The organism is Curtobacterium sp. MCLR17_039, from assembly GCF_003234745.1.
Taxonomy (GTDB): domain Bacteria; phylum Actinomycetota; class Actinomycetes; order Actinomycetales; family Microbacteriaceae; genus Curtobacterium; species Curtobacterium flaccumfaciens.
Genome location: NZ_QKTF01000007.1, coordinates 19,724 through 31,947, shown reverse-complemented (window position 1 = coordinate 31,947; position 12,224 = coordinate 19,724). Strand labels below are relative to the sequence as shown.

The window sequence follows — 12,224 nt, the reverse complement described above, 5'->3', positions numbered from 1 at the left end:
GACCGCGTGACGGGCGTCGGGGCTCAGGAGCAGTCGGCCTTCGTGAAGGTCGTGTCGACGGTCTTCGACGAGCCCTCGAACTTGTAGGTGTACCGCATGTCGACGTCCTCGTCGAGCAGCTTCTTCGTCTCGCTGTTCGAGCAGAGGTTCGGCCCGACGGCGTCGCGGATGGCCCCCTCGGTGATCGAGGCCGGGTCGACGTTCGACGACACCGTGTAGTCGTAGTGGATCGCGGCGCCCTCGGCCTCGATCCCGGTCCACGTCGTGACGGAGTCGACCTGCTTGGGCAGGTCGCTCTGCTCGCGGATCTGCTCGACGGCCTTCGAGACCTTTTCCTCCGTGGAGTCGCTGAAGGCCGCGTTGAGGCCCTGGCGGACGAGGAACGCCACCACCACGGCGACGACGACGCCGAGCACCGAGATCAGGACGCGCTTGCCGCGGGACGACGACTTGGGCGGGGGTGCGTAGGGAGCGGCTCCGGCCGGGGCCTGGTACGGCTGGCCGGCGGGCGGCTGCTGCTGCTGCTGCGCGTACGGCTGGCCGGCGGGCGGCTGCTGCTGCTGCGCGTACGGCTGGCCGACGGGCTGCGGCTGGGGCTGTCCGGCGGGCTGCTGCGGGTACTGCTGGCCGGTCGGCTGGCCCGTGTTCGGCTGCCCGTCGTTCGGCTGTGGCTCGGACCCCGGGTAGGGCGGCGGCGTGTTCGTCATGGTTCCCCCTGGTGACGGTCCGCGGCGTGACACCGTGGTGCGGTGCCGGGTCACTCCCCGACACGGGCCGCGGACACTGAACGGCCATTCAAGCACGCGTCAGGCGGATCGGCGTGCCGCCCAGCGCCCTTCCGACCGCAGGATCGCGAGCGGGAAGTCGAACGCGTGCGACACCGCCGACGACGTGATGACCTCGTCCGAGGTGCCCTGGGCCACGACGGCGCCGTCGCGGAGCAGCATCGCGTGCGACGTCGAGGCCGGCAGGTCCTCCAGGTGGTGCGTCACCATGACGCTGCCCAGCTCGGGGTGCCGGTGCCGCAGCGCGTCGACGGTCTCGAGCAGGTGCTCCCGTGCGGCGACGTCGAGGCCGGTCGCCGGCTCGTCGAGCAGCAGCAGCTGGGGTTCGGACATCAGGGCACGGGCGATGAGGGCGCGTCCCCGCTCACCCTGCGACAGCACCGGCCAGCGGGCGTCCCGTCGTGCGCTGAGTCCGACGTCGGCGATGTGCTGCTCGGCCAGCGCGACCTGCTCGGCCGAGGGTCCCCACCGCATCATGAGGTCCGTCGTGCCGGTCAGCCCGGTGAGCACCGTCTCGAGCACCGTGAGCGGCGAGAGCATCCGGTGCCGGGGGTCGACGTGGCCGATGTGCTCCCGGAGTTCGCGGACGTCGACGCGTCCGAGGCGGCGGCCCAGGACCTCGACCGTGCCGGCGGTGGGGTGTCCGGTCGCGCCGAGGACGGCGAGCAGCGTGGATTTGCCGGCACCGTTCGGTCCGAGCAGCGCCCAGTGCTCCCCGCGCCGGACGGTCAGGTCGACGTCGTGCAGCAGGTCGCGGCCGGAGCGCGTGACGCGGACCCCGGTGGCGTGGATCAGGACGTCGTCGTGCGCGTCGGTCATGACCCCATCGTGCCCCACCGCGCCGTGACGTCGTCCACGTGCGCCCGCGCGACGTCGACGAACCGGCGGGCCACTGCCCAGGCGGCACCGACGTCTCCGCTGCCGGCCGCCGCGTCGAGCGCCAGCCAGAGCGCTTCTGCGTCCCACTGCCGGAACGCCGGGGCCTCGGGCAGCGCGTAGGTGAGCCGTGCCATCGCGAGGCGGAGTGCCTGCCGTGTCCAGCGGTTGCCGGACTGCTCGGCCAGGAACCGGGTGACGGCGAAGGCGCTCTCGGTGTACCGGTGGTCGCGCACCTGGCCGTCCGCCCGCGCCCGTTCGACGACCGCGCGGAACTCCTCGAGCGCGGGTCCCTGCAGGCCGGGCAGGACGTGGACGGCACCGTGCGTGAAGACGCCGGTGAGCAGTTCCATCGTGTCGCGCCAGGTCGCGAGCGACGGTTCCACGACGCGGTACCGGCCGCCGTCGTCCTCGACGAGCCCGAGGTCGTGCAGCCAGCGCATCCCGTCGAGGACCTGCTCGGGTGGAGCACCGGTCCGTGTCACGAGGTCCTCGAGCGTGTGCCTGGACCCGGTCGCCAACGCGCCGGAGCGGACGTGTCGGAGCAGGGCGCGGTCGACCGGGCCGACGCGGTGTTCGGTGGTGTCGTCCGCCGGGCGGCTCGTCCGCGGGACCCCGACGTTCCGCCGGTGGACCTCGAACAGCCCGTCGATGACCTCTGCAGCGGTGGTCGTGACGCCCGGGTCGCCGGTGTCCACGGCGCGGCCGGTGGTCACGAACCAGGCGTGTACGTCGTGGACCGACCAGAGCTGGGTGGGGACGCGTGCCCACCGCATCCGCTCGAACGCACGCAGACCCAGGCTGCGCACCAGGGTGTTCGGGGAGTGCTCGAACCAGAACTGGCAGGCGGCGGAGAACGCCGTCGGGTACTCCGGCAACCGGAGGGCAGCGGTGGTGCGGGCTCGCGCGACCCGGCGATCGAGCTCGGCGCGCAGTTCGGGGGTGAGCGCCGGGATCGTGGCACGGAGTGCCGGACCGAGGAGCGAGACCCAGAAGTCCAGGGCGTCGGAAAGGTCGGCGTCCGAGAGCTCCTCGTACTGCCACGTACCGTTCGGCTGGTGGACCAGGATGCCGAGGTCCTCGAGCCGTGCCGCCGCCGATCGGACGTCACCGAGCGAAGAACCCCACTCCCAGCTCAGTGCGTCGAGGTCGACCGACACCGGTCCGTGGGGGCCGGTCCGGACGTGGGCGAGCAGGGACGCGTAGGCGTCGTCGTGCACGGCCGCCCAAGGGTCGGCGTCACCCCACTCGCCGACGACCATGGGTCAGCCGCGGTCGGCGCGGACCGCCTCGATGTGCTGTTCGAAGTTGCGGGTGAGGGCTCGTCCGGCCTCGGCAGCGCCTTCGCCGTCGCGCTCGGTGAGCGCTTCACGCAGGATCGAGAAGAACGCCTCGGACCCGTACTGCTCGAACGCCGGCGTGGGGTTGAGCGTGAAGCGGACCCGCTCCATGGCGCCGACGGCCGCGTTCTGCACCAGGGGGTTGCCGGAGTGCTCGACGGCGAACTCGATGATCTCGTTGAGGGCACCGCTGAAGCCGTAGTCCCGCACCTTGCGCATGCGGTCGGCCTTGTCGAGCAGGTCGGTGAGGGCTTCGACGTCCTCGTCGCTGTAATCGGGGACGCCCCAGCGCAGGCTGAGCTCGAAGAACCCGGCGGTCGCACGGGTCGCGATGACCCAGTCCTCGAAGGTCGGGGTGGCGACGCGCGTGTACCGGTTCGCCTCCATCTCGACCAGGCCGATGTCGACGAGCTTCGCGATCGCCTCGCGGATCGGGGTGCGACTCACACCCAGCCACTGGACCAGCTCGTCGTCGTTCAGGCGCTCGCCGTGCTGCAGGGTGCCGTCGCGCAGGGCCGCGAGCATCTTGTCGTAGACGACGTCGCGCAGGAGCTTCCGGGGAGAACTCTCCACGGTGGACTTGGGGACCGGCATGTCATCTCCTCGAGGACGAAATCGACACTCGAAATCCTAGCGTGCCAATATGCAAACGTTTGCTAAATCAACCGCTGGAGAAGCTTTCCGGATCAGCCCGCCACGGCGACGACCGTCCGGCCGTGCACCCGGCCTGCGACGACCTCGGCCCCCACCGCGATGGCCTGCTCGGGCGTGACCGTGCGGGTGACGTCGGCCAGGAGCGCCGCGTCGAGGTCGGTCGCGAGCCGGTCCCACGCTCGACGTCGGAGCTCGAGCGGGGCATCGACGGAGTTGATCCCGAGCAGCGAGACCGACCGCAGGATGAACGGCAGCACGGTCGACGGCAGCGCGGAGTCCTGCGCCAGCCCGCACGCCGTCACCGCACCGCCCCACCGGGTCGAGGCCAGGACGTTCGCCAGCGTGGCCCCGCCGACGCTGTCCACCGCTCCGGCCCAGGTGGCGCGCTGCATCGGCTTGCCCGGCTCGGACAGGGTGCCGCGGTCGACCACCTCGGTCGCCCCGAGCCGGCGGAGGGAGTCCGTGTTGGCCGCGCGACCGGTCGACGCCGTGACCTGGTACCCGCGGGCCGCCAGCAGTGCGATCGCCACGGTGCCGACCCCGCCGGACGCCCCGGTCACCAGCAGCGGCCCGTCGTCCGGTGCGACGAAGCGCTCGAGCGCCAGCACACTGAGCATCGCCGTGAACCCCGCGGTGCCGATGGCCGCCGCGAACGAGTCGTCGATCGCCTCGGGCAGCACGACGAGCGACCCGGACGGCACCACGGCGTGCGTTGCCCAGCCCCCGTGCCGGGTCTCACCCAGGCCAGCGCCGTTCAACACCACGCGGTCACCGATCGCGACCTCGTGCACGCCCGGCCCGAGCCCCGACACCGTGCCGACGACGTCGATCCCCGGCACGAGTGGGTCGAGCCGGGCGACGCCGGGGTTCCGCGCGAGCGCCAGGCCGTCCTTGTAGTTGACGCTCGAGTACGTGACGTCGACGAGGGCCTCGCCCTCGGCCGGATCCGGCAGGTCGACGTCGGTGACGGTGGGCGGGGCTGTACTGGACACGAGGACGGCGCGGGTCATGCGCCGGACGCTACCCCGGGCCTCCCGGCGGCCTGCCCGTTCTTTCCCAGGACGCGTGCGATGCCTGGTGGATTCGGGCGTACCGGGTCAGAAGAACCGACCAGGTACGCCCGATTCAACCCGGTACGCCCGAAACCGCCCAGCCCCGCCCCGACCCCAGCCCCGCCCACTCAGCCGAACATGATGGCGGCCTCGTCGAACCGCGCCTGCGGCACGGTCTTGAGCTCGCCGAGCGCCTCCTCGAACGAGACGTGCTCGATCTCGGTACCCCGGAGCGCCACCATCCGGCCCCAGCGCTCCTCGACGACCGAGTCGATCGCCGCCAGCCCGAGCCGGGTCGACAGCACCCGGTCGTACGCGGTCGGCGTGCCACCGCGCTGGATGTGCCCCAGGGTCGTGGCCCGCGTCTCGATGCCCGTCATCTCCTCGATGAGCGGCGCGAGGCGCTCGCCGATGCCACCGAGTCTCGGGCGCCCGAAGGCGTCGAGCCCGCGCTCCGTGTGCGCCGTGTCCTCGTGGTCGGGGACGAAGCCCTCGGCCACCACCACGAGCGGTGCGCGACCGCGGTCGTAGGCGGCCCGCACCCACTTCGCGATCTGTTCCATGCTCGTCTTCTGCTCGGGGATGAGGATCGCGTGCGCGCCCGCGGCCATGCCGGAGTGCAGCGCGATCCAGCCCACGTGCCGGCCCATGACCTCGGCGACCATGCAGCGCGAGTGCGACTCACCGGTGGTGCGCAGGCGGTCCATGGCCTCGGTCGCGATGGCGACGGCGGTGTCGAAGCCAAAGGTGTAGTCGGTCGCGCCCAGGTCGTTGTCGACCGTCTTCGGCACGCCCACGATCTTCAGGCCGGCGTCGGTCAGGCGCTTCGCGGCGGCCAGGGTGCCCTCGCCGCCGATCGCGACGATCGCGTCGATGCCATGCCGCTGCAGGGTCGCGGAGATGTTCTCGAACCCGCCGTTGGGGCCCTCGAACGGGTTCGTGCGGCTGGTGCCGAGGATCGTGCCGCCCTGCTTCGCGATGCCCTGGATGTCCTTGCGGCCGAGCGGAACGATGTCGCCGTCGACCACCCCGCGCCACCCGTCGCGGAAGCCGACGAAGTCGTGTCCGTAGATGGCGATGCCCTTCAGGACGATCGCGCGGATGACCGCGTTCAGGCCGGGGCAGTCGCCTCCGGAGGTGAGGATGCCGATGCGCATGGTGAACTTCCGTCGTCGGGTGGTGGGGATCAGTGCCCATCATGACTGACGGTGGTTCCGCATTACCATCCCCGTGTGTCCCTGCTCGCTTCCGCCACCGTCGACGCCGCTGGTGCGTCCGGTGACGCGTCTCGCGTCGACACGGTGTACCGGCCTGGAGGCGCGGTGGACGTCGCGTCGACCCTGCGGCCCCTGCAGCGCGGCTCCGGCGACCCGGCCTTCCAGGTGGTCGGCGGCGTCGTGTGGCTCGCGCTGCGCACGCCCTCCGGTCCCGCTTCCGTGGCGATCCGGCGGGCCGGCGACACCATCGCGGTGTCGGCGTGGGGCAGCGGAGCCCCGTGGGCGGTCGAGCACGCCCCCGATCTGCTCGGACGCGGCGACGACTGGTCGTCGTTCGACGTCTCCGGCAACGAGTTCCTCGCCGCGGCACGACACCGGCAGCCCGGGCTCCGGTTGCTCCGCACGAACACCGTGGTCGCGATGCTCGTGCCGGCGATCATGGAGCAGAAGGTGACCTCACGCCAGGCGTGGGGCGCGTGGCGGTACCTGCTCCGTCGGCACGGCACCCCGGCGCCCGGTCCGGCACCCGCGGGCATGATGGTGCCGCCGGACGCTCCGACGTGGGCGCGGATCCCGAGCTGGGAGTGGCACCGGGCGGGCATCGAACCGGGGCGCTCGGCCACCGTGATGCGCGCCGTGAAGCTCGCGCCGGCACTCGAACGGACCCTGGTGCATGGCCGCGGCGGCGAGGTCGTGTCCACGAAGCTGCAGTCGATCCCCGGGGTCGGTCGGTGGACCGCCGCCGAGACCGCCCAGCGCTCCCACGGTGACCCGGACTCGCCGAGCGTGGGGGACTTCCACGTGCCGGCGCTCGTCGGGTGGGCACTGACCGGTGCCCCCGTGGACGACGACGGGATGCTCGAGCTGCTCGAACCCTGGCGCGGGCACCGGGAGCGGGTTGTGCGGTTGATCGGCGGCTCCGGGTTCCGGAAGCCGTCGTTCGGGCCGCGGATCACGATCCAGGACCACCGGGGGCACTGAGCGCGAGCGACGCTTCCTCAACGTCCGTACGTGCTGGTCCGCCTACCGTGACCGCCGGTCCGGGGCGCGCCCGGCACGGAGAGGACGCGATGACGACCACCACCGACGAGGACGAGCACGACAAGGTCCCCGGCGTCCCCCCGGAGATCCCCGAGGACACCGGGTCGGCCGAGACGGCTCGCGTCACGAAGCGGCACGTCACCCGGGTCGCGTTCGTCGCCGCACTCGGCGGACTGCTCTACGGCTACGACACCGGTGTCATCTCCGGCACGCTCATCGAGATCGGCAAGGAGTTCTCGATCGGTTCCGCCGTCAAGGAGTTCATCACGGCGTCGATCCTGGTCGGCGCGATCCTCGGCGCACTCGTCACCGGTCCGATCTCGGCGAAGATCGGCCGGCGGCGCACCATCCTGCTCATCGCGGGCGTCTTCGGCCTGGGCGTGCTCTTCGCCGCGGTGTCGCCGAGTCCGGTGTTCCTGATCCTCAGCCGGCTGTTCCTCGGTCTGGCGGTGGGTGGTTCGACCCAGACGATCCCGACCTACATCGCCGAGATCGCCCCGGGCCCGCGCCGCGGCAGCCTGGTCACGGTGTTCAACTGCGCGATCGGCGTCGGCATCCTGTCCGCCGCCATCGTCGGGGTGGCCCTGAACGGCGTCGTGTCCTGGCGCTTCATGATCGGGGTCGCCGCCGCCCCCGCCATCGTGCTGCTGCTCGGGATGCTCCGCCTGCCCGAGAGCCCGCGCTGGTTCGTGTCGCAGGACCGCATCGGTCCGGCTCGACGGGTGCTGCGCTGGCTGCGCCCGGACCACGATGCCGCCGAGGACGAGCTCGACGACATCCGCAAGCTCGACGAGGCCGAACCGAGCGCCGGTTCCGGGCAGTGGGCCCAGCTGCGCAAGCCGTGGGTCCGGCCGGCCCTGATCGCGGGGCTCATCGTCGCCGCGTTCACGCAGCTGACCGGCCTCGAGATGATGATCTACTACACGCCGACGATCCTCACCGACGCCGGGTTCCCGCACGTCTACTCCCTGTGGGCGAACGTCGGTGTGGGCGTCGTCTACCTCGTGATGACGTTCGTCGGGTCGCGGTTGGTGGACCGGATCGGGCGTCGACGGCTGACCCTCGTGATGCTGCCGGGTGCCGCCGTGAGCATCGGCCTGTTCGGAGTGCTCTTCTACGTCCAGGACGGCAAGCCCTCACCGGTGCTCACGCTCGTGCTGATCCTGGCGTTCATGTTCTTCCAGGCCGGCGGCATCCAGGTCGTCGGGTGGCTCGTCGGTTCCGAGATGTACCCGCTGCGGATCCGGGCCGCCGCGACGAGCCTGCACGCGATGGTGCTCTGGGGCGCCAACCTGCTGGTGACCTCGACCGCGCTGACGCTGACCGGCTGGATCAGCCTGGGCGGCACGATGCTCGTCTACGCCGCGCTCAACGTGCTCGGGTGGGTCCTGGTGTTCCTGCGGGTGCCGGAGACGAAGGGCAAGTCCCTGGAGCAGATCGAGCAGTCCCTGCGGGACGAGACGTTCCTGCCGCACCGAGGTGGACGCGAGCGTCACGCGGTGGACCGGACCGCCTGACGGGCTGGAGGCCCGTGGCCGCGTCCGCCACGGGCCTCCCGGCCGTCAGGTGGCGGCTCCCGTGCGCGTCACGGGTGGCGGGTACCCGCACCCGCCAGCACGGCGCGGTAGCCCTCACGGAACGTCGGGTACCGCGGTGTCCATCCCGTCGACCGGAGCAGCGCGTTCGACAGGCGCTTGTCGCCGCCGGCCTGCCGCGCGTCACCGTCGCCCGTCGACGGCTCGGCGACGTGGAGTTCCTCGGCCAGGAACCGCAGCACGTCGTCCAGCCGGCTCGGCTCGTCGTCGGTGCCCAGGTAGAGCGGTGCCGGATCCGGCAGGGCCGCCAGGTGCACGAGCGCTGCTGCGGCGTCGTCGCGGTGGATGCGGTTCGTGTGCGGTGAGGCCCCCGGCGCCAGCAGTGCGGCACCGGATCGGACCTGGTCGATGAGCCGCTCGCGGCCCGGACCGTAGACGCCCGACAGCCGGACCAGCACGGCGCCGGGAGCGCGCTCGCGCAGCAGGACCTCGGCCTCGACCAGGACCTCGGCGGTCGGGGTCGCACCGCGCGCCGGAGTTTCCTCGGTGACTTCGCTGCCGTCCGAGACGTCGTACACGGCGGTCGAGGACACGACGAGCACCCGGGGGTCGGCGTCCGAGGCGTCGATGCCGTCGAGCACGTTGCGCAGCCCGTCGACGTAGGTGGCGCGGTACTCGTCGACGTCGCGGCTGCCAGCGGCGAAGGCCACGACGACGACGCTCGTGTCGGCCGGGATCTCGGGGACCTCGTGTCGAAGGTCGACGCTCCGGCCGGTGATCGGCGCGGGGATCAGCTCGGCGCGGCGGCGGAGTCCGATCACGTGGTGGCCCAGGTCGGCGAAGCGCAGGCCGGCTTCGGTCCCGAGGTCGCCGCATCCGGCGATGACGACTGTCGTGGAGTTCTGCACGGCTCGACCTTGGCACGGTCTCATGGTGGAAGGCGGGGAGCTTGGTGATAATGGTTCTCAACTGGACGATCACCGTCCGGTCTTCTCGACAGGAGTTCCATGTCCCCTCGATCCCTGCGTCTCCTCCCCGCGCTCGTCCTGGCCGGGCTCGTCCCGCTCGTCGGCACCGCGATCGCCGTCCCCGCCTCGGCCGCACCCGCCGTGACCCGGACCGCCCACCACAGCTGGCTCGTCACGGCTGACCCGACGGCGAAGCGCGTGTACGTCAACGACGCCGTCACGGGCAGGCCGACCGCCACCCTGAGCGGGATCGAGTTCGGTACCCACGCGGGCTCCGTCCAGCTCGGCCACGGGCGGATCGCGTTCATGGACGAGTCGAAGCCGCAGCTCGACGTCCTCGCCATCGGCCCGCACGGTACGGCTCGGATCGCGCAGCACTACGCGATCCCCAACGCCGACAAGCGCTGGGAGCGTGCCGGCTGGTTGTCGACCGACACCGCGCGCCGGCACCTGGCGGTCGGCTCCGACTTCGACGGCTCCGAGCGGCAGCGGGTCACGGTCATCGACCTGCAACGGAAGGTGGAGCGCACCGCCCGGATCGACACTTCGGCGGTGCAGCTCGCCACGACCGGCAAGCGCGGCACCGAAGAGGTCGAGACGTTCCTGGTCGGCAGCCCCCTGCGCCTGGTCGTCACCGCGGGCGGACGCCTCGACGCCTACTCCGTGTCCGCGATCATGCGCGGCGCGACGCACCCGCGCCCCGTCGCGACCACGCCCCTCGGTGCCTACCCGCACGGCCCGATCGTCAACGCCACCGGGACCGTGATCGGCTCCGACCTGGCCGCCGGCGTGCAGACCGTCCGGGTGACGCGGACCGGCTTCACGGGCTCCCGGTCCGTCGCGTACCCGAAGCCGAGCGTGCAGAGCTACCGCCCCCGTATGGCGCCGGACGGGACGACCGTGGTCGGCACCCAGGCCGGCAGCGCGGCTGCGGGCACCCCGTGGAACGCCGTCCCCGCCTACCTGACCACCTCGTCGACGTCCTCGAGCAGGATCCGCAGCGTCGACCTCGGCACCGGGTCCTTCACCCGTGTCGCCGTCACCGCCCGGTTCGCCGCCGTCGCGCTGACGTCGGCCAACGGGGACTCGCTCGTCCTGGTGCGGAAGCAGGCCGACGGCGTCTACTCCGGCCGGACGACCTCGGTCCCGCTCACGCCGCTGCGCAAGGGCCCCGTCGCCGGACAGCCGGCCGCCGGGGCCTCGGTGCGGTTCACCGCGGCGACCGACGACGGCCGCAGTGTGTTCGTGACGCGGGGCGACGAGGGGGAGATCACCCAGATCGACACCACCGGCACGAAGCCCTCCGTGCTCCGCACCATCACGCTGCCCACGGCGCTCGCCGGGGGTGGGTACCTGACGACGGTCGACTCGACGGTGGCCCCGTACGACCTCAGCGGTCGCTGACCGGCCGACCCGTCGGTGGGCCGAACCGCTGACTGACCGCCCGACCAGCCGCCGACCGCCCATCGGGGTGGTCGGCGTCTAGGGTCCTGGTGTGATCGTCTGGTTGAACGGAACCCACGGGGCGGGCAAGACCACGACGAGCCGACTGCTCCAGCCGCTGCTGCCCGGCTCGCGGATCCTCGATGCCGAGAAGGTCGGCGAGGTGCTGACGGACGTCACGCCGGGGCTGCCGGCCAGCGACAACTTCCAGCACTGGGATCCGTGGCGGCCGCTCGTGGTCGAGACCGCTCGCCGGGTGCACGACTACGTGGGCGGGCCGCTCATCATGCCGATGACGGTCCTGTTCGAGGCGTACTGGCGTGAGATCGCCGCGGGGCTCGCGGACCACGGGATCCCGATCCGGCACTTCGTGCTGCACGTCGACGGGCCGACGCTCCGCGACCGGATCCAGAACGACCAGATCGTGGGGCCGTCGACGTTCCGGTTCGCGTACGTCGACGCCTACGCCGAGGCGGCGCGCGGCTGGCTGCACGCCGAGGCCGAGGTCATCGACGCGACCGAGGCCCCCGCCACCGAGGTCGCACGGGCCGTCGCGGACGCGGTGACGTCAGAGCGCTGACAGCACGAGCGCCCGGAGACCAGGGGCCTCCGGCTGCGTGTGGTCGACCAGCACCGCCCGCATCCCGGCTGCCCGGGCACCGGTCACGTCGCGCTCGGGGTCGTCACCCACGAAGAGACAGTCCGCCGGGTCGACGTCGAGCTGTGCTGCCAGGGCGTGGAAGGCGCGGACGTCCGGCTTCTGGAACCCGATGCGTTCCGAGATGCAGACGACGTCGAACGCGTCGGCCAGGCCGGTCCGAGCGAGCTTGTCGAGCTGCTGGGTCTCCGTGCCGTTCGTCAAGAGACCGAGGCGGTGTCCGAGGTCGCGCAACTCGTGCAACAGCGCGAAGCTCTCGGGGAACAGCCGCCAGGCCTCGCGGTACGCGCGCAGGTAGTCGTCGAACACGGCGTCCAGGCCGGCCTCGTCGCCAGGCGCCTCGATGCCCAGGTGCGGCAGGACCGTGCGGAGCCGGGCGCGTCGCTGTTCCCGGAAGCTGATCGCCCCGGACCGCCAGCGCTCGAACTGCTCGTCCTCAGCGGTGAACCAGGTGCCGATCGCTGCCTCCGTGACCTCGACGCCCAAACCCTGGAGGAACCGGGTCACGCCCACGCGAGCGGACCCGCGGTGGTCGAACAGCGTCCCGTCCAGATCGAAGCAGATCGCTCGCGGAGTCGGCACGCGCCCAGGCTACGGCCCGTTCGACCAGCGGGAACGGCCGGGAGCTGCACGGCTCTGTCCTCCGCACGCAGCC

The 12,224-nt window shown here is 72.0% G+C and carries 12 protein-coding genes; 4 read left to right on the top strand and 8 right to left on the bottom strand.

What is annotated here, in order from left to right; all coding sequences use genetic code 11:
- Nucleotides 1-23: 23 nt before the first annotated feature.
- From DEJ00_RS10220 to DEJ00_RS10195, 6 genes are all read right to left on the bottom strand, one after another.
- Complete coding sequence (locus DEJ00_RS10220; protein WP_111057270.1) at nt 24-707, bottom strand: hypothetical protein; 684 nt, start codon at nt 705-707, stop codon at nt 24-26.
- 99 nt (nt 708-806) lie between these two features.
- Nucleotides 807-1,604 (bottom strand): ABC transporter ATP-binding protein, encoded by a 798-nt coding sequence (locus DEJ00_RS10215; protein WP_111057269.1) that lies wholly within the window; start codon nt 1,602-1,604, stop codon nt 807-809.
- Nucleotides 1,601-2,923 carry a hypothetical protein gene (locus DEJ00_RS10210; protein WP_111057268.1) on the bottom strand — a complete coding sequence of 441 codons (1,323 nt, stop codon included), beginning with the start codon at nt 2,921-2,923 and terminating at the stop codon, nt 1,601-1,603. Before DEJ00_RS10210 ends, DEJ00_RS10215 begins: the two co-directional genes overlap by 4 nt.
- A 3-nt stretch (nt 2,924-2,926) precedes the next feature.
- Nucleotides 2,927-3,595, bottom strand: coding sequence for a GntR family transcriptional regulator (locus tag DEJ00_RS10205; RefSeq protein ID WP_111057267.1), 669 nt, complete (start codon nt 3,593-3,595; stop codon nt 2,927-2,929).
- A 92-nt stretch (nt 3,596-3,687) separates the two neighbouring features.
- Nucleotides 3,688-4,665 (bottom strand): MDR family oxidoreductase, encoded by a 978-nt coding sequence (locus tag DEJ00_RS10200; RefSeq protein ID WP_111057266.1) that lies wholly within the window; start codon nt 4,663-4,665, stop codon nt 3,688-3,690.
- A 170-nt stretch (nt 4,666-4,835) separates the two neighbouring features.
- A complete protein-coding gene (locus DEJ00_RS10195) occupies nt 4,836-5,864 on the bottom strand; it encodes a 6-phosphofructokinase (RefSeq protein WP_111028748.1) in 1,029 nt (342 codons plus the stop codon).
- A 75-nt stretch (nt 5,865-5,939) separates the two neighbouring features.
- Here DEJ00_RS10195 and DEJ00_RS10190 point away from each other — a divergent pair, with 75 nt between their 5' ends.
- Both DEJ00_RS10190 and DEJ00_RS10185 read left to right on the top strand, forming a co-directional pair.
- Entirely contained in the window at nt 5,940-6,905 is a 966-nt protein-coding gene (locus tag DEJ00_RS10190; RefSeq protein WP_111057265.1) for a DNA-3-methyladenine glycosylase, read from the top strand.
- Between the two features lie 89 nt (nt 6,906-6,994).
- Nucleotides 6,995-8,482 carry a sugar porter family MFS transporter gene (locus DEJ00_RS10185; RefSeq protein WP_111057362.1) on the top strand — a complete coding sequence of 496 codons (1,488 nt, stop codon included), beginning with the start codon at nt 6,995-6,997 and terminating at the stop codon, nt 8,480-8,482.
- Nucleotides 8,483-8,550: 68 nt separating this feature from the next.
- Here the strand turns inward: DEJ00_RS10185 and DEJ00_RS10180 are convergent, their stop codons facing one another.
- Nucleotides 8,551-9,408, bottom strand: a complete 858-nt coding sequence (locus DEJ00_RS10180) for an NAD-dependent epimerase/dehydratase family protein (RefSeq protein WP_111057264.1) — start codon at nt 9,406-9,408, stop codon at nt 8,551-8,553.
- 99 nt (nt 9,409-9,507) lie between these two features.
- Here DEJ00_RS10180 and DEJ00_RS10175 point away from each other — a divergent pair, with 99 nt between their 5' ends.
- Together DEJ00_RS10175 and DEJ00_RS10170 are read left to right on the top strand one after the other, a co-directional pair.
- Nucleotides 9,508-10,872 (top strand): hypothetical protein, encoded by a 1,365-nt coding sequence (locus DEJ00_RS10175; protein ID WP_111057263.1) that lies wholly within the window; start codon nt 9,508-9,510, stop codon nt 10,870-10,872.
- Between the two features lie 91 nt (nt 10,873-10,963).
- Nucleotides 10,964-11,491, top strand: a complete 528-nt coding sequence (locus DEJ00_RS10170; RefSeq protein WP_111057262.1) for an AAA family ATPase — start codon at nt 10,964-10,966, stop codon at nt 11,489-11,491.
- Here the strand turns inward: DEJ00_RS10170 and DEJ00_RS10165 are convergent.
- Nucleotides 11,480-12,151, bottom strand: a complete 672-nt coding sequence (locus DEJ00_RS10165; protein WP_111057261.1) for an HAD family hydrolase — start codon at nt 12,149-12,151, stop codon at nt 11,480-11,482. The two genes, DEJ00_RS10170 and DEJ00_RS10165, sit on opposite strands and share 12 nt — an antisense overlap.
- Between the last annotated feature and the right edge of the window lie 73 nt (nt 12,152-12,224).

Bases quoted from the DNA above. Each gene is read 5' to 3' on its own strand.
- DEJ00_RS10220 (WP_111057270.1), bottom strand. From the start codon at position 707: ATGACGAACACGCCGCCGCCCTACCCGGGGTCCGAGCCACAGCCGAAC.
- DEJ00_RS10215 (WP_111057269.1), bottom strand. From the start codon at position 1,604: ATGACCGACGCGCACGACGACGTCCTGATCCACGCCACCGGGGTCCGC.
- DEJ00_RS10210 (WP_111057268.1), bottom strand. From the start codon at position 2,923: ATGGTCGTCGGCGAGTGGGGTGACGCCGACCCTTGGGCGGCCGTGCAC.
- DEJ00_RS10205 (WP_111057267.1), bottom strand. From the start codon at position 3,595: ATGCCGGTCCCCAAGTCCACCGTGGAGAGTTCTCCCCGGAAGCTCCTG.
- DEJ00_RS10200 (WP_111057266.1), bottom strand. From the start codon at position 4,665: ATGACCCGCGCCGTCCTCGTGTCCAGTACAGCCCCGCCCACCGTCACC.
- DEJ00_RS10195 (WP_111028748.1), bottom strand. From the start codon at position 5,864: ATGCGCATCGGCATCCTCACCTCCGGAGGCGACTGCCCCGGCCTGAAC.
- DEJ00_RS10185 (WP_111057362.1), top strand. From the start codon at position 6,995: ATGACGACCACCACCGACGAGGACGAGCACGACAAGGTCCCCGGCGTC.
- DEJ00_RS10175 (WP_111057263.1), top strand. From the start codon at position 9,508: ATGTCCCCTCGATCCCTGCGTCTCCTCCCCGCGCTCGTCCTGGCCGGG.